Here is a 15436-nt window from a genome sequence, read left to right on the forward strand (position 1 = left end):
CGTGTCTTTCAGAGGTGATCGGGTGCGTCGATGCCGAGCAGGGACAGGCCGCCGGCCAGCACCGTCCCGGCGGCTTCGGCGAGCGCGAGCCGGGCACGGTGGGCGGCCGAGGGTTTCTCCTCGCCGAGCGGCAGCACGGCGGGGAGCAGCGGCGACGTGGCGTCGGCGACGGTGACGAGGTGCCGGGCCAGGCGGTCGGGGGTGTGGTGCGTGGCGGCGGCCGTGAGGATGCGGGGGTGATCGCCGAGCAGGGCGACCAGCTCTTCGGTACGACTGACGGGGCCGGGCTCGGGGTCGAAGCCGAGGTCGGCGGCGTTGCGCAGCAGGGCCCGGGTGCGGGCGTGGGCGTACCGGACGCGGAAGAGGGGGTTGGTCTCCCGCTGGATCAGATGGTCGCCGGGGATCCGAGGGCGGTCGTGCGCGGCGGGGTGGAGCAGGGCCCAGCGGGCGGCGTCTCGGCCTAGGGGGAGGGGGTTGGTGGGGGCAGGGACGGGGACGAGGAGGGGAACGGGGACGGGGACGGGCCGGATGGTGACGTCCGCGCTGTCGGTGTCCGTGCCCTCGCTGTCCACCTCGCTGAGGTCCACGCCGTCCCTGAGGTCCACGCCGTCCCTGAGGTCCACGCCCAGGACGGATTCCCACTCCGGCGCGGGCCGGCCGTCGTACCTGACGCGGACGGAGTCGCCCTGGCTGCGCAGCAGACGGGCGACGGCATCCGCGGCCACGACGGCACGGACCTCAGCCGGACACCGGAGTTCGACGCTGTTCCCGCTGGGCCGCGCGGCGTGCCCGTACCGCCGCCCGCGCCGCCGGATCTCGTCGACGAGCGCGGCGGACGCGGCGCTCTCCAGGCTGAGGTTGAGGAACCCGGCCCCGGTGACGACGACGTCGGTGATGCGGTGGTCGTCGAGGAGACGCCCCCGCAGGATCTCGGCCACGCGCCGGGGCGGCTGCTCCGCCGCGCGGGCGAGCTGGAGGGCGATGTTGGTGGCGTAGTCGCCGCAGCCCCCGGGCCCCGGCGGTGTGACCACGGCCCGCTCCGGCACGGTCACGCTGAGCTCACCGTCGTCGACAGCGCGACGCACGGCGTGCAGCACGGTGCGGGAGAGCTCGACGGGGGTCACGGGCACAAGCGTATGGGAGGAGGGGGGTGGGTATGCGACCCGGTTTGGGGAGGGTCCGGGATATGGACGCGGCTTCCCTCAGGAGGCCGAGCGGCGGCTCGTCACCTACGGTACGGCCGGCTGGTCGACGGTCTGCGCCGGGGCACCGTCGCCCCCGATGTCGGGGCCACCACCGCCCTGCCTTTCCCGGCGCCGGGCCCGCTCCATCAACTGCCTCACCATCAGGACCAGTTCGGCGGGCTCGAAGGGCTTGGCGAGGAAGGCGTCGACGCCGAGGTCGAGCCCGGCCTCGACCTCGGCCTGCGTACAGGCGCTGATGATGGCGAGGGGCAGATCACGGGTGAGCGGATCGGTCCGCAGCCGGGCGGCGGTCCTGATCCCGTCCAGCCGGGGCATGACGACGTCGAGGGTCACGACATCGGGCCGCACCTGATGAATGACGTCAAGGCACTCGGCACCATCGGCCGCGGTCACGACCTCCAGCCCCTCCAGCTCGAGGTTGACCCTGATCAACTGCCGGATGACCTTGTTGTCGTCCACAACAAGCACCCGACCCGACGCGCCTGGCACAACTCGAGAGTAGGTCGGCCCCCGCCATCGCGTCCGGGTTTTCCCCACTTCCACCCCGCACGGGCGACCCGCACACCCGCCCCCGGCAGCGCAAACCCGTTGATGACCACCCCGAGGGAGCTGGTAGTGTTCTACCCGTCGCCGCGAGCAATCGCGCCGGACACGCCCCCGTAGCTCAGGGGATAGAGCAACGGCCTCCGGAGCCGTGTGCGCAGGTTCGAATCCTGCCGGGGGCACTTCGCTTCAGCTGACATGATCTTGTGGTTGATCAGCGTGGATGCCTGAGATGGAGAGCGGGACCCAGTGGTACTGGGTCCCGTTTTTCCTTGTTGTCGTGCGTGGGGCGGGGCGGGCTTTTGCATCACTTTCGCCCCATACGCACCGTTGTTCTACCGTAGAGAGGAACGACGCTGCTCATACCCCCGCACCCAGTCATCGAGGTGACGGTCATGACGGAGACCACACAGCGCAGGAACACCCCTCCGGGTACCAGGACGGGCAAGCAGGACGGGGCCACGGCATCGCAGGGCGGCAGAGGGGGCGGGACCTCCGCTGAAGCCCGTGGCAGTACGGAGATCGCGGACACGGTCGTGGCGAAGATCGCGGGGATGGCCGCCCGGGAGATTCCGGAGGTGTACAACCTCGGCGGAGGGATGACCAGGGCCTTCGGGGCCGTGCGCCAGCGGGTGCCGGGTGGGGGCAGTGGGGTCACCCAGGGTGTGAAGGTGGAGGTCGGCGAGCGTCAGGCCGCCGTCGATCTGGATCTCGTCGTCGAGTACGGCGCCGCCATCACCGACACCGCGGCGGATGTCCGGACCAACGTCGTCAACGCGGTGGAACGGATGACCGGTCTGGAGGTCGTGGAGGTCAACATCGCCGTCGACGACGTACATCTGCCGGATGAGGAGGACGAGTCCGAGCAGGAGGGGCAGCGGCGCGTGGCCTGAGGGAGCCCGGCTCCCCCAGGTTCAGCGCCCTCTCCGGGGCGCCGTGTGCGCGCCCCGGGGTGGGTCAGGCCGTGCGCTTGCGTGACGTCGACTTCTTCGCCGTCGTCTTCTTCGCGGCCGTCTTTTTCGCGCCCTGGCCCGACTTCGCCGTGGACTTCTTGGCCGCCGTCGTCTTCTTGGCCGCCGTCTTCTTCGCCGTCGACGTCGACTTCTTGCCGCCGGTCTGCTTGGGGGCCGCGCGGGCCGTCTTGCGCTGCGGGAGCGGCTTGACCTCGGCGTGGTCGTCGGGTTCCTCGCCGCGGGATTCGCGGGCCGCGCGGACGCTGTTCTCCAGGGCCGCCATCAGGTCCAGGACCTTGCCGCCCTTGGCCGGTTCCGGGGCTTGGCGCGGGGTCTCGCCGGCGGCCTTCGCGGCGATGACCTCCTCCACGGCCTCGCGGTACTCGTCGTGCAGATCCTCCAGGTCGACCTCGCCCAGGGTGTCCATCAGGGCGTCCGCCAGGTCCAGTTCCTGGTCGCGGACCGTGACGTCCGTGTCGGGGGCCACGCCCTCGGGGGCGCGGACCTCGTCCGGCCACAGCAGACCGTGCATCGCGATGGCCTCGCCGACCACCCGGAGCATGCCCAGGCGTTCCCTGCCGCGCAGGGCGAACTTGGCGATCGCCACCTTGTTGCTGCGCTTCAGTGCCTCGCGGAGGAGGGTGTACGGCTTCGCCGCGGGGGCGCCGCTGGCCTGGAGGTAGTACGCGGCGTCCATCTGGAGCGGATCGATCCGGTCGCCCGGGACGAAGGCCACGATCTCGATCGTCCTGGCCGTGGGGATGGGCAGGCTGGAGAGGTCCTCCTCGGTGATCGGGATGATCGTGCCGTCCGCGTCCTCGTAGCCCTTGCCGATCTCCCCCTGGGTGACCTCGCGGTCCTCCAGCTCGCAGAACTTGCGGTAACGGATGCGGCCGCCGTCCTCGGTGTGGATCTGGCGGAAGGAGATCGAGTGGCTCTCGGTGGCGTTCACCAGCTTGATCGGGATGCTGACCAGCCCGAACGAGATGGCGCCGTTCCAGATGGATCTCACGTGCAGCACCCTTCCGGTCACTCTCGGGAGTGTTCGTCCTGGTTCGCGTGGGATTCTTATCGTATGGCGCCTATCACAGTGGTGGAGGGGCGACGGCTCGCGCTCAGCAATCTGGAGAAGGTGCTGTATCCCGCCACCGGCTTCACCAAAGGCGAGGTGCTGCACTACTACGCGACCGTCGCCGAGGTCCTGCTGCCCCATCTGCGGGACCGGGCGGTGTCCTTCCTGCGGTATCCGGACGGGCCGGACGGGCAGGTCTTCTTCACGAAGAACGTGCCGCCGGGTACGCCCGAGTGGGTCACCACCGCCGAGGTGCCGAGGGTCGAGGGGCCCTCGCGGATGGTCCTGGTGCAGGATCTGCCGAGCCTGATGTGGGCGGCCAACCTCGTCACCGAGTTCCACACCCACCAGTGGCTCGTGGACACGCCGGAGACGGCCGACCGGATCGTCTTCGACCTCGATCCGGGGGCGCCGGCGAGCATCGTGCAGTGCTGCGAGGTCGCGCTGTGGCTGCGGGAACGGCTCGCGGACGACGGCATCGAGGCCTACGCAAAGACCTCCGGCTCGAAGGGGCTGCATCTGCTCGCCGCCGTGCGCGGGGCGTCTTCCGAGCAGGTGTCCGAGTACGCCAAGGAGCTGGCGGTCGAGGCGGAGAGGGCCATGCCGCGGCTCGCGCTGCACCGGATGACGCGGAGCCTGCGGCCGGGGAAGGTCTTCGTCGACTGGAGTCAGAACGCCGCCCGCAAGACCACGGCGACCCCCTACACCCTCCGGGCCCGCCCCGAGCCGACCGTCTCGGCGCCGGTGACCTGGGAGGAGGTCGAGCAGTGCGAGGCGCCCGGCCGGCTGGACTTCGAGGCGCGGGATCTCGCGTCACGGGTCCAGGACCACGGGGATCTGCTCGGGCCGCTGCTCGATCCGGGGCGGGCCGGGTCGTTGCCGTAGCCACGGGAACCTCAGGTGTGTCCACACCCGCTGCCCTCGTGGCCTCACACCCTCGCCCATGTCTTCCGGTCCCGGGCGGCCGCGTGCAGGGCTTCCACGTCCGCCGGTTTCAGGACGGCGTCCTGGGCGGTCAGGCTCTGGATGTCGGTGTCCGTCAGGATGCGGAGGTCGCGCGGCCGGGCCTGGACCGACACCGTCGTGGGGGCCAGCAGGGCGAGTACGGGGTGGACCTCGGCTGTCAGGGCGTAGGAGGCGCGGTCGGCGTCGGTGCGGACGCGGCGGAGCAGGGGGTGGGGGTCGCGGCGGCTCAGGGTGACCATGGGGTCGGTGACCGTCACGCGGTGCTTGCGGGCGTAGAGGGTGTGTACGGCGTACAGGCCGCCGGGGCCGATCAGCAGATGGTGGATGCGGCCGCCGCCGGGGAGCGGGACGGAGTGCAGGGTGTGCCAGCCCGCGCCGTCCAGGCGGTCCAGGGCCTCCCCCACGGTCTGCTCGGCCGTCAGGGCCCGGCGGCGCGGGTCGGGGCGGAGCCGGTGGGCCGGGCCGGGTTCGCGGTCGAGGGCGACGACGAGGGCCTCGCCGGGGCGGTTGGGCGCCAGGTCGTCGTCGGGGTGGAGCGCCAGCCGGGCGAGGTCGGAGGGGGTCGGCACCGGGGGCGGGCCGACCGTCACCGGGCCGGTGATGAAGGGCCCGAGAGCCCGGAGGACCTCGTCCTCGCGGTCCGTGCCGAGCAGGTTGACCCGGGCGGCCTCACGGTCGTACCAGGCGATGTTCCTGCCGTCCGGGAGGCAGACGTAGAGCCGTTCCTGGCCGTGTCGCCGGGTCGGTACGACGCGCAGTCCGTCCATGCACCATCACCCCCGACCATGGGAACAGGCGGGGTGCTGCGGGGGCAAGAACCCGGTTACCTTGGAGAGCAGTTGGGCAGGCCCCCGGTCGGTGATGGTGGGGAGGCTTTGTTGCGTACCCGCAGGAAACCCGATGTGCCGGCTCCGGAGAGCCCGTGGAGCGAGGTGGTGCCCGGCCTGTGGATGGGCGGCCACGAGTACGCGGGCACCCCGGGGCAGGTGGAGTTCGCCGTCGTACGGGACGAGTTCGACCTCGTGCAGACGCTGCTGCGGCTGCCCGGCCACGGCCCCGATCCGGGCGTCCGGCATCACGTCTGGCCCATTCCCGACGGGCCGCTCGACGGGACGCAGCTCGCCGGGGTGATCCGATTGGCCGAGGCGGCCTGCGAGGCGCTGGACGAGGGCCGCAGGGTCCTCGTTCGCTGTTACCACGGGTACAACCGCTCGGGGCTGGTCGTCGCGCACGCGCTGATGCGCCGGGGCGACTCCGCGGAGACGGCGATCCGGCTGATCCGGGACCGCCGTTCGCCCTGGGCGCTGCACAACGAACTGTTCGTCGAGTACCTGCGGGCCGGTCTGGCCACGGCCCGGCTGCTGGAGGAACTCACCGAGTGACACGCCACCCCACCAGCACAGCACCCGGCCGGTGCCTCGGCAAACGGGCTCCCTCGCGCGCAAATGGGACGTCCCCGCGAATAAAGTGGGCCGGGCCGGCGGGTCGTGCCCGAGCCGCGTGATCACCCCCTCGAACCGCAGGAGTGCAGTGCCCCTCAGCCGTCCCGGAGGCCTTCTCGGAAGCCGACCCGGCGAAGCCCTCTGCCGACCGGGCGACGCCTCCGGCCGACCCGGCGAGGCCGACTGCCGACCCGGCGAAGCCTCCCGCTGCCCTGGCCGAGCCGACGTCAGCCCTGACCGAGCCGACCTGCGCCACAGCGGCCAAGCCGACCCGCACCCCGGCCAAACCGACCACAGCCCCGGCCAAGCAGCCCGCCAACCCGGCGAAGCCTCCGGCCGCCCCGGCCAAGCAGCCCGCCACCCCCGCCAAGCCACCCCTCGCATCATCCGAGCCGCCCGTCGCGCCCTCCTCGTCACTCTCCTGCTGGCGACCGCCGCGGCCTGCGGGGACACCGGTGGGCTCGAAGGTGCCGGGGCGACGCCGACGGCGGTCGGGCCGGCGCGGCTCTGGCCGGAGCAGACGCCCGCGTCCAGCCCGGCCTTCGAGATCGGTGAGGTGAACACCGAGGTGGTCAAGGGCGTCAAGGTCCCGGCAGGTGACGACATCCGCGGGGTGGACCCGGTCGAGGTCGTCCGGGCCGAGATCGCCGCGAGCCCGGGCGACTACGACGGCGGCAAGGCGCCGTACCGGGACACGGCCGGGCGGATGACCGGCTGCGGCAAGGGCCCCGGGCACGGGCGGTGCCCGGTCCTGAAGCCGTACTACCGGGACCTGACCGGCGACGGGCGCGACGACCTGACACTGGGCTTCCGGCTGCTGCCCGGCAAGACGACCGCGGTGCGCGTCTACACCGTCGAGAAGCACCGGCTCGTGCAGGTGATGTCGTGGGAGGACGCGCTGAGCGGCGTGGAACTGGCCGGGCGTTCCCTGGTCATCCGCTCGCCCTCCGAGGTGGCGGGCTACGAGTACCGCCTGCAGTGGACCTGGGACCGGGACCAGCGGGCGATGCTCCTCACCCACGACGAGATGCTGCGCACCGGGCCGCGCAAGCACTCCCGCCACCCGGCCGCCTCCCCCTCGGCGAGCACCGGATGAGACCCGTGCTCCCCCAGTGGTCGGGGACGCTCGCCGTGAAGGCCGCCGCCTTCATCACGGTGATGTGCTGCGCGCTGGCCGCCCTGCTCGGCGTCCTGGTGCATGTGCAGGTGACCGACCAGACCGTAGGCCAGGCCCGCGACCAGGCGCTGCAGCGGCTGGAGCAGGCGACGGAGCGGTACGAGGCCGGTGACCCGTTGCGGCGGGGCGCCGCGCTGGATCCGCCGGAGCTGCCCCGGAAGCTGCGGGACCTCGCGGTGGCCGGTGACCGGGGCACGATGGTGGCCGACCGCGAAGGGCGCCCCACGATGTGGGCGGCCGGGCCGGCCGACGGCGGCAGGGCCCTGGCCGTGGCGGTGGACTACTCGCAGCAGGCGCGCACCATCGCGGGCCTGGACCGGGCGATCCTGTGGTCGTCGGGCCTGGCGATCGGGGCGACGCTGCTGGTCGGCGCGTTCGCGGTGACGCGGGTGACGCGGCGGCTGCACACCACGGCGCGGGTGGCCCGGCGGATCAGCGCGGGCGACCTGGACGCGCGCGTGAACGACCCCCGGACCGATCCGCGTACGAAGACTCCGGCGCGGCCACCGGACGAGGTGGCCGCGGTCGCCGCCGCGCTGGACTCCATGGCGTCGTCGCTGCAGGGCAAGCTGCTGGCCGAGCAGCGGTTCACGGCGGACGTGGCCCATGAGCTGCGCACTCCGCTGACCGGGCTGCACGCGGCGGCCGAACTGCTGCCTCCCGGCCGCCCGACGGAGCTGGTGCGGGACCGGGTCGCGGCACTGCGCACGCTCACCGAGGACCTGCTGGAGATCTCCCGGCTGGACACCGGGCGGGAGCTGCTGGAGCTGGACACGGAGCAGTTGGGGCCGCTGGCCGAGCGGGCGGTGCGGGCCGCGGGGAACGGCACGGAGGTCAGGGTCGTACGGGATGTGTCCGTGGAGACGGACCGGCGGCGGCTGGAGCGGGTGCTCGGCAATCTCGTGGCGAACGCGCACAAGCACGGCCGGGGCCCGGTCGTACTGACCGTGGACGGGCCGGTGGTGACGGTTCGCGACCACGGGGACGGCTTTCCGGAGTACCTGGTGGCGCACGGTCCGCAGCGGTTCCGTACGGAGGGCGGGTCCAGGGGGCACGGGCTGGGGCTGACCATCGCGCTGGGGCAGGCCGAGGTGCTGGGCGCGCGGCTGAGGTTCGCGAACGCGCCGGACGGCGGGGCGGTGGCCACCCTGGCACTGGCGGTGGAGTGAGGGCGTAGGGGCCTTCCTCCTATGGCCCAGCGTGACGGGCGGGGCCCGAGGGGCGCTCCTAATGTGGCGATTAGTCAGCTTCGGTCCTTCCGCCCCCACATGGAGGTACTCCCGATGTCACTCCCCATGTCTCTGCGCTCCCGCCTCTCCATAACCACCGCCGCCGCGCTCCTCGCCGCCGCTGCCGCCGTCACGCCCGCCGTCGCGGACGACGAGTGGGACGCGTCCGGCGCCAGCTCGATGAGCGCCGACACGTTGGGGTCCGACACGACGGACGCCGGCACGATGGGCGGCGACGGATACCACCGCCACGACGACCGGCGCTTCTACCGGGGTGTCGTCACGGCGAACACCCTGGCGCTGCGCAGCGCCCCGAACCGCGGCTCGCGGATCATCCGGTTCGCCCACCGGGGGGACAAGGTCAAGATCTTCTGCAAGGCCCCCGGCCAGACCGTGCAGGGCAACCCGCTCTGGTATCTCCTGGCGGACGGCACCTGGGCCTGGGGCGCGGCCCGCTTCATCGACAACATCGGCCCCGCGCCACGCTGGTGCTGACACTCGGTCACCCAAACACACACAAGACGTACCGTTTGGGTAGGTTCCGGACATGAGCAAGGCCGGAATCACCGTGGCGACGGCGGACCCGCCCGCGCCCGCCGTCCGCCCCCTCCCCCGGCGCCGTGGCATCGAGCTCGCCCTCATCGTCGTGGCCGTACTGCTGTCCGTGTACGGCTACTGCGCGGTGGGCCTCGCCCAGCACGGCACCCTCCCGCCCGGCGCCGCAGGCTACGGCGCCGGGCTCGGCGTGCTCGCGCTGCTGGCGCATCTGGCGGTGCGGCTGCGGGCCCCGCACGCCGACCCCCTCCTGCTGCCCATCGGCGTGCTGCTCAACGGGCTCGGCCTGGTGCTCATCTACCGGCTCGACCTGGAGACCCCGGGCGACCGGGCGGCACCGGCCCAACTGGTGTGGTCGACGCTGGGCGTGACGCTGTTCATCCTGGTCGTGCTGCTTCTGCGCGACCACCGGGTGCTCCAGCGCTACACCTACGTCTGTGTCGTCGCCGTGCTGGTCCTGCTCACCCTGCCGATCCTGTTCCCGGCGGTGAACGGGGCCCGCATCTGGATCCGGATCGCCGGGTTCTCGATCCAGCCGGGCGAGTTCGCGAAGGTGCTGCTGGCGGTGTTCTTCGCCGCGTATCTGGCCGCGAACCGCAATGCCCTGGCGTACACCGGCCGCCGTATCTGGAGGTTCCAGTTCCCCACCGGACGGGTGCTCGGGCCGATCGTCGCCGTCTGGCTGGTGAGCGTGGGCGTACTGATCCTGGAGCGGGACCTCGGGACGTCGCTGCTCTTCTTCGGCCTGTTCGTCGTCCTCCTCTACGTCGCCACGGGCCGCACCGGCTGGATCACCGTGGGACTGCTCCTGGCCACGCTGGGCGCGGTCGCCGTCGGGCGTCTGGAGCCGCATGTGCACAGCAGGATCGAGACGTGGCTGCATCCGTTCGCCTCGGTCGAGGCGGGCGAGGGCCCGAACCAGCTCGCGCAGTCGCTGTTCGCCTTCGCGGAGGGCGGTTTCCTCGGCACGGGGCTGGGTCTCGGCCACTCGGTCCTCATCGGCTTCGCCGTGAAGTCGGACTTCATCCTGGCGACGGCGGGCGAGGAACTGGGCCTGGCGGGTCTGTCGGCCATCTTCGTCCTCTACGGCCTGCTGGTGGAGCGCGGCTACCGGGCGGGCCTGGCGCTGCGCGAGCCCTTCGGCAGGCTGCTCGCGGTGGGCCTCTCCTCGCTCGTGGCGCTCCAGGTGTTCGTGATCGCGGGCGGGGTGACCGGCCTGATCCCGCTGACCGGTATGGCGATGCCGTTCCTGGCGCAGGGCGGCTCGTCGGTGGTGACCAACTGGGCGATCGTGGCGCTGCTGGTCCGGGTGAGCGACTCGGCGCGGCGTCAGCACGACGGGCAGGAGACCCCATGACGCGGCACATCCGGCACGCCGGCCTCTTCTGCGCCCTGCTGCTGGTGGCCCTGCTGCTGAACGCCGCCCGCGTCCAGGTCGTCCAGGCGCCGCTGTACGACGGCCACCCCGCCAACCGTCGCCCGGAGATCGCCCGCTACGAGCAGCCGCGCGGGAACATCCTGGTCGGCGACCGGCCGATCACCGGCTCGCAGGACACCCGCGAGCATCTGCGCTACGAGCGGACCTACGCCGACGGCCCGATGTACGCGCCGGTCACCGGCTTCGCCTCCCAGCTCTACGGCACGACGCTGCTGGAGCACACCGAGGACGGCATCCTGTCCGGCTCGCACCCGATGCTCGCGCCGTTCCCGCTGTGGAACGACTTCACGCGGGCGCGCAACGCCGGCGGGAACGTGGTGACGACACTCGACCCGGCCGCGCAACGGGCCGCGTACCAAGGGCTCGCCGGACGCAAGGGGGCCGTGGCCGCCCTGGAGCCGTCCACCGGCCGGATCCTGGCCCTGGTGTCCGCCCCGTCCTACGACCCCCAGCCGCTGTCCGGGAACGGGGCGGCGGCGGCCCGGGCCTGGCAGCGGCTGAACGCCGACCGGGACCGGCCGATGCTCAACCGGGCGGTGCGGCAGACGTATCCGCCGGGTTCGACCTTCAAGATCGTCACCTTGGCCGCGGCGCTGGACGCCGGCCTGGTCCCGGACCTCGACAAGCCGACCGACTCCCCCGACGCCTACCGGCTGCCCCGTACGAGGACGCGTCTGTCGAACTATGCCAAGGGCTGCGCGGACGCCTCCGTGCGCGAGGCGTTCGTCTTCTCCTGCAACACCGTCTTCGCCCAGCTCGGTGTGCAGGTGGGGGTGCCGGGCATGACGGCGGCGGCCCGGTCCTTCGGCTTCAACGACCGGGCGCTGCGGATCCCCTTCGCGGTGGCGCGGTCCACGTTCGACACCTCGCTGGACCAGGCACAGCTCGCGCTGTCGTCGATCGGCCAGTACAACACCCGCGCCACCCCGCTGCAGATGGCGATGGTGGCGGCGGCCGTGGCGAACGGCGGGCAGGTACGGGATCCCTATCTGGTGGAGCGCACGACCCGGCCGGGCGGCAGCACCCTCGCGACCGCCGGCTCGCGCCCGATCCGCCAGGCGATGACGCCCGCGACCGCCGCGCGGCTGCGCGGGCTGATGCTGGGCGTGGTCAGGGGCGGCACCGGGCGCAACGCCGCGATCCGCGGTGCCAAGGTGGGCGGCAAGACGGGCACGGCCCAGCACGGCATCGGCAACTCCGGTACGCCGTACGCCTGGTTCGTCTCCTGGGCGCAGGGCGGTCGTGATCTGCAGCCGCGGGTGGCGGTCGCGGTCGTCGTGGAGGACGCGGACGCCAACCGCGGGGACATCAGCGGGGGCGGCGACGCGGCGCCGATCGCGCGGGCGGTGATGGAGGCGGTACTGAAGTCCCGGGACCGGCTGCCCGGTTCCTGAGACGGCTCTACCGGGAGACCGGGGCCCCGACCTACCGTTCGGTCATGACTGCTGCCGCCGCCTTCGAACTCGCCCAGGTCAACATCGCCCGCCTCAAGGCCCCGCTGGACTCCCCGCAGTTGAAGGACTTCGTCGACGCCCTGGACCCCGTGAACGCGGACGCCGACGCCGCCGACGGTTTCGTGTGGCGCTTGCAGGGCGACTCAGGCGACGCGACGGACGTGGCCGTCTTCGGAGACTCCTGGCTGATCATCAACATGTCGGTGTGGCGGAACACGGACGCGCTCACGGCGTACATGTACCAGGGCAGGCACCGGGAGATGCTCGCCCGCCGCCGCGAGTGGTTCGACCGGGTCCAGGAGGCCATGGTCGCGCTCTGGTGGGTCCCGGCCGGCCACCGCCCGACCGTCGCCGAGGCCGAATCCCGCCTCCTCCACCTCCGCACCCACGGCCCGACCCCCTACGCCTTCACCCTGCGCACGTCGTACCCGCCCCAGGGCGCGACGCCCCTCCTGGGCGAGGTACCGGAGGGGCTGGGCTGCTCGGTCTAGCGGCGGCGGTCGATGGCGGTGAGGTCGATGGCGAGGGGGAAGGGGACGGTGAGTTCGAGCTTGTCGTGGAAGATGCCGGTCAGGCCGTAGGCCTGGGTCGCGGGGTCGAGCTCGTACACATAAACCACCGGGAGGCCTTCGTTCTCCTCGACGCGCCAGTAGTGCGGAATTCCGGCACGCGCATACTTCAGCGGCTTGACCTCACGGTCCCGGTCCTCCGAGTCCGCGGAGACGACCTCGACAGCGATGACGACGTCTTCCGGCCGGTACCAGGTCTGTTTGGGGCCAGTGTCGGCACCCGCTTGAAACACCAGGACATCGGGTTCCGGCCGATTGCGCTTGTTCAGCTTGATGGTCATCTCACGGATGACGTCGAACTCCTCCGGCACCTGATCCAGCAGGGTGTTGTCCAGCAAGCGGATGGCACGTGAGTGGAAGTTGGTCTGCGGACTCACGAAGACAAGACTCCCGTCGATCAGCTCCGTGTGCGGAGGCAGGTTGGGAAGCTCGTCGAGGTCGTCCGCCGTCCAGCCGCCCTCGGGCGGACGAGGCCACTCGTAGTCGTCGTCCAGCCCGTAGTCACGCGCGGCGCTCATGATCGCTCCCATGTGCCGGAGTCTGCCTGGCACAGCCAGCGTACCCAGGGGAATATGCCGATTCGCCCGTCGAACGAGTGATCAACCGTCGAGTCGTTGACCGGCCTCGATGACTGCCTCCACCTCCGCGACCCGCTCCCCCTCCTCCACCGCGAAGCGCTCCGCGTCGAGCTTCTCGGCGATCTCCTCGTCCTGGGACATCAGCAGGTCGAGGTTGGAGTCGCCCATGTCCAGGACGCCCATGTCGACGTAGGCCTGCTGGAGGCGTTTGCCCCACAGGCCGATGTCCTTGACGCAGGGGACGATGCGGCTGAAGAGGAGCTTGCGGAAGAGGGCGAGGAACTCGGACTGCTCGCTGCAGGCCTCCGCCTCGGCCTTCGGGATGCCGAAGTTCTCCAGCACCTCCACGCCCCGCAACCGGTCGCGCATGAGGTAGCAGCCCTCGATGACGAACTCCTCGCGCTCGCGGAGCTCGGCGTCGCTGAGCTGCTGGTAGTAGTCCCTGAGCGCCATCCGCCCGAAGGCCACGTGCCGGGCCTCGTCCTGCATGACGTACGCGAGGATCTGCTTCGGCAGCGGCTTGTCCGTGGTGTCCCTGATCATGCCGAAGGCCGCCAGCGCCAGTCCCTCGATCAGCACCTGCATGCCCAGATACGGCATGTCCCAGCGCGAGTCGCGCAGCGTGTCGCCCAGCAGGGACTGGAGGTTGTCGTTGATCGGGTACAGCAGCCCGACCTTCTCGTGCAGGAACCGGCCGTAGATCTCGGCGTGCCGGGCCTCGTCCATGGTCTGGGTCGCGGAGTAGAACTTCGCGTCCAGATCAGGGACGGACTCGACGATCCGCGCGGCACAGATCATCGCGCCCTGCTCACCGTGCAGAAACTGGCTGAACTGCCAGGAGGCGTAGTGCAGGCGCAACTCCCCCTTGTCCTTCTCCGTCAGCTTCGCCCAGTGCCTGGTCCCGTAGAGGGACATCGCCTCGTCGGGAGTCCCCAGCGGATCGTACGGATCCACCTCCAGCTCCCAGTCGATCCGCTTCTGACCGTCCCACTGCTTGTCCTTGCCCTTCTGATAGAGGGCCAGGAGCCGGTCGCGGCCACCGTCGTACTCCCAGTTGAAACGGGCAGCTCCGCTCGCCGGCACCTGCCACACGGACTCTTCCGGTTCCTCGGCGTACAGGTCGAAGGTCGGCATGCCCCGCAGGCTCCTACGTGGTAGACGCCGCGTCAACAAATCGCGCACAGGGGATTGACGGCCTTGCTGACACGCAGTCTCATAAGAGGGACAGTGACGTGTGCACAACGAGGTGGGCAGCCATGACGACCCTGACGGAAGCCGACGCGCTCGACGGCCTGCGCGACGCCCTCGGCCTGCTCAAGGACCGGGAGCAGGTGGCCCAGCGGCTCCTCGACTCCTCCGCCAAGCACTCCTTCGACCCGGACAAGGAACTGGACTGGGACGCGCCCTTCGAGGAGGGCAAGTGGTTCTGGCCCCCGGAGCTGGTCTCGCTCTACGACACCCCGCTCTGGAAGCGCATGAGCGAGGAGCAGCGCATCCTGCTCTCCCAGCACGAGGCGGCGGCCCTGGCCTCCCTGGGCATCTGGTTCGAGATCATCCTCATGCAGCTCCTCGTCCGCCACATCTACGACAAGGCCGCGACGAGCGCACACGTCCGCTACGCCCTCACGGAGATCGAGGACGAGTGCCGCCACTCCAAGATGTTCGCCCGGCTGATCTCCCACGGCGACACACCCTGGTACCCGGTCAGCCGCGCCCACCAGCACCTGGGCCGCCTCTTCAAGACCATCTCCACCACCCCCGGCTCCTTCACCGCCACCCTCCTCGGTGAGGAGGTCCTGGACTGGATGCAGCGCCTGACGTTCCCCGACGAGCGCGTCCAGACCCTGGTCCGGGGCGTCACCCGCATCCACGTCGTGGAGGAGGCCCGCCATGTGCGCTACGCCCGCGAGGAACTCCGCCGCCAGATGGTGACGGCCCCGAGGTGGTCCCAGGAGTTCACCCGGGTCACCTCCGGCGAGTTCGCCCGGGTCTTCTCGGTGGCGTTCGTGAACCCGGACGTCTACACGAACGTCGGCCTGGACAGGCGTGAGGCCCTCGCCCAGGTCAAGGCCAGCGGCCACCGCCGCGAGGTCATGCAGAACGGCTCGAAGCGGCTGACGGACTTCCTCGACGACATCGGGGTGCTGCGCGGAGTGGGACGCCGGCTCTGGAAGTCCTCCGGTTTGCTGGCATAGACCCCGCCCGGGTCATGTCCATGCAGGGTGGCTACTGTCCTCTGTGACCCCGTCACTGTC

Annotated in this window: 16 protein-coding genes and 1 tRNA gene; 11 read left to right on the forward strand and 6 right to left on the reverse strand. The window is 71.3% G+C overall.

Annotation, left to right across the window (positions count from 1 at the left end; genetic code table 11):
* Window positions 1-8: 8 nt before the first annotated feature.
* A complete protein-coding gene (gene nrtL / locus KJK29_RS11025; protein WP_215118536.1) occupies window positions 9-1124 on the reverse strand; it encodes an ArgS-related anticodon-binding protein NrtL in 1116 nt (371 codons plus the stop codon).
* A 105-nt stretch (window positions 1125-1229) separates the two neighbouring features.
* Window positions 1230-1742, reverse strand: coding sequence for a response regulator (locus tag KJK29_RS11030; RefSeq protein ID WP_251057758.1), 513 nt, complete (start codon window positions 1740-1742; stop codon window positions 1230-1232).
* 116 nt (window positions 1743-1858) lie between these two features.
* Between KJK29_RS11030 and KJK29_RS11035 the strand changes: the two genes are divergently transcribed.
* Together KJK29_RS11035 and KJK29_RS11040 are read left to right on the forward strand one after the other, a co-directional pair.
* Window positions 1859-1930 (forward strand) — tRNA-Arg (locus tag KJK29_RS11035).
* 213 nt (window positions 1931-2143) lie between these two features.
* Window positions 2144-2641, forward strand: a complete 498-nt coding sequence (locus KJK29_RS11040; protein WP_215118538.1) for an Asp23/Gls24 family envelope stress response protein — start codon at window positions 2144-2146, stop codon at window positions 2639-2641.
* Between the two features lie 64 nt (window positions 2642-2705).
* Here KJK29_RS11040 and ku read toward each other — a convergent pair whose 3' ends face one another.
* Entirely contained in the window at window positions 2706-3713 is a 1008-nt protein-coding gene (gene ku / locus KJK29_RS11045) for a non-homologous end joining protein Ku (protein WP_456115091.1), read from the reverse strand.
* Between the two features lie 63 nt (window positions 3714-3776).
* Here ku and ligD point away from each other — a divergent pair, with 63 nt between their 5' ends.
* Window positions 3777-4658, forward strand: a complete 882-nt coding sequence (ligD, locus tag KJK29_RS11050) for a non-homologous end-joining DNA ligase (RefSeq protein WP_215118539.1) — start codon at window positions 3777-3779, stop codon at window positions 4656-4658.
* Window positions 4659-4702: 44 nt separating this feature from the next.
* Here ligD and KJK29_RS11055 read toward each other — a convergent pair whose 3' ends face one another.
* The gene (locus KJK29_RS11055; RefSeq protein ID WP_215118540.1) at window positions 4703-5506 is read right to left on the reverse strand and encodes a nuclease-related domain-containing protein; all 804 of its coding nucleotides are present in this window, start codon (window positions 5504-5506) and stop codon (window positions 4703-4705) included.
* Between the two features lie 111 nt (window positions 5507-5617).
* On the opposite strand from KJK29_RS11055, the gene KJK29_RS11060 reads away from it, so the two are divergent.
* The 7 genes from KJK29_RS11060 to KJK29_RS11090 all read left to right on the forward strand — a co-directional run bounded on the left by KJK29_RS11060 (window position 5618) and on the right by KJK29_RS11090 (window position 12525).
* Entirely contained in the window at window positions 5618-6121 is a 504-nt protein-coding gene (locus KJK29_RS11060) for a protein-tyrosine phosphatase family protein (protein WP_215118541.1), read from the forward strand.
* A gap of 442 nt (window positions 6122-6563) precedes the next feature.
* Window positions 6564-7277 (forward strand): hypothetical protein, encoded by a 714-nt coding sequence (locus KJK29_RS11065; RefSeq protein WP_215124230.1) that lies wholly within the window; start codon window positions 6564-6566, stop codon window positions 7275-7277.
* Window positions 7274-8527, forward strand: coding sequence for an ATP-binding protein (locus tag KJK29_RS11070; RefSeq protein ID WP_215118542.1), 1254 nt, complete (start codon window positions 7274-7276; stop codon window positions 8525-8527). Before KJK29_RS11065 ends, KJK29_RS11070 begins: the two co-directional genes overlap by 4 nt.
* Before the next feature lie 114 nt (window positions 8528-8641).
* Window positions 8642-9082 carry an SH3 domain-containing protein gene (locus KJK29_RS11075; protein ID WP_215118543.1) on the forward strand — a complete coding sequence of 147 codons (441 nt, stop codon included), beginning with the start codon at window positions 8642-8644 and terminating at the stop codon, window positions 9080-9082.
* A gap of 52 nt (window positions 9083-9134) precedes the next feature.
* Window positions 9135-10499, forward strand: coding sequence for an FtsW/RodA/SpoVE family cell cycle protein (locus KJK29_RS11080; RefSeq protein ID WP_215118544.1), 1365 nt, complete (start codon window positions 9135-9137; stop codon window positions 10497-10499).
* Window positions 10496-11974, forward strand: a complete 1479-nt coding sequence (locus KJK29_RS11085; RefSeq protein ID WP_215118545.1) for a penicillin-binding transpeptidase domain-containing protein — start codon at window positions 10496-10498, stop codon at window positions 11972-11974. Before KJK29_RS11080 ends, KJK29_RS11085 begins: the two co-directional genes overlap by 4 nt.
* Window positions 11975-12018: 44 nt before the next feature.
* The gene (locus KJK29_RS11090; RefSeq protein ID WP_215118546.1) at window positions 12019-12525 is read left to right on the forward strand and encodes a DUF3291 domain-containing protein; all 507 of its coding nucleotides are present in this window, start codon (window positions 12019-12021) and stop codon (window positions 12523-12525) included.
* Here the strand turns inward: KJK29_RS11090 and KJK29_RS11095 are convergent.
* Window positions 12522-13121, reverse strand: a complete 600-nt coding sequence (locus KJK29_RS11095; protein ID WP_215118547.1) for a Uma2 family endonuclease — start codon at window positions 13119-13121, stop codon at window positions 12522-12524. The two genes, KJK29_RS11090 and KJK29_RS11095, sit on opposite strands and share 4 nt — an antisense overlap.
* Before the next feature lie 81 nt (window positions 13122-13202).
* Window positions 13203-14315 carry a ferritin-like domain-containing protein gene (locus KJK29_RS11100; RefSeq protein ID WP_215118548.1) on the reverse strand — a complete coding sequence of 371 codons (1113 nt, stop codon included), beginning with the start codon at window positions 14313-14315 and terminating at the stop codon, window positions 13203-13205.
* Between the two features lie 122 nt (window positions 14316-14437).
* On the opposite strand from KJK29_RS11100, the gene KJK29_RS11105 reads away from it, so the two are divergent.
* Window positions 14438-15376 (forward strand): AurF N-oxygenase family protein, encoded by a 939-nt coding sequence (locus tag KJK29_RS11105; protein WP_215118549.1) that lies wholly within the window; start codon window positions 14438-14440, stop codon window positions 15374-15376.
* Window positions 15377-15436: the final 60 nt, after the last annotated feature.

Source organism: Streptomyces koelreuteriae, assembly GCF_018604545.1.
Lineage (GTDB): Bacteria > Actinomycetota > Actinomycetes > Streptomycetales > Streptomycetaceae > Streptomyces > Streptomyces koelreuteriae.

Coding starts and splice junctions, on each gene's coding strand:
- KJK29_RS11040 (WP_215118538.1), top strand. CDS start 2,144: ATGACGGAGACCACACAGCGCAGGAACACCCCTCCGGGTACCAGGACG.
- ligD (WP_215118539.1), top strand. CDS start 3,777: ATGGCGCCTATCACAGTGGTGGAGGGGCGACGGCTCGCGCTCAGCAAT.
- KJK29_RS11055 (WP_215118540.1), bottom strand. CDS start 5,506: ATGGACGGACTGCGCGTCGTACCGACCCGGCGACACGGCCAGGAACGG.
- KJK29_RS11070 (WP_215118542.1), top strand. CDS start 7,274: ATGAGACCCGTGCTCCCCCAGTGGTCGGGGACGCTCGCCGTGAAGGCC.
- KJK29_RS11075 (WP_215118543.1), top strand. CDS start 8,642: ATGTCACTCCCCATGTCTCTGCGCTCCCGCCTCTCCATAACCACCGCC.
- KJK29_RS11080 (WP_215118544.1), top strand. CDS start 9,135: ATGAGCAAGGCCGGAATCACCGTGGCGACGGCGGACCCGCCCGCGCCC.
- KJK29_RS11085 (WP_215118545.1), top strand. CDS start 10,496: ATGACGCGGCACATCCGGCACGCCGGCCTCTTCTGCGCCCTGCTGCTG.
- KJK29_RS11090 (WP_215118546.1), top strand. CDS start 12,019: ATGACTGCTGCCGCCGCCTTCGAACTCGCCCAGGTCAACATCGCCCGC.
- KJK29_RS11095 (WP_215118547.1), bottom strand. CDS start 13,121: ATGAGCGCCGCGCGTGACTACGGGCTGGACGACGACTACGAGTGGCCT.
- KJK29_RS11100 (WP_215118548.1), bottom strand. CDS start 14,315: ATGCCGACCTTCGACCTGTACGCCGAGGAACCGGAAGAGTCCGTGTGG.
- KJK29_RS11105 (WP_215118549.1), top strand. CDS start 14,438: ATGACGACCCTGACGGAAGCCGACGCGCTCGACGGCCTGCGCGACGCC.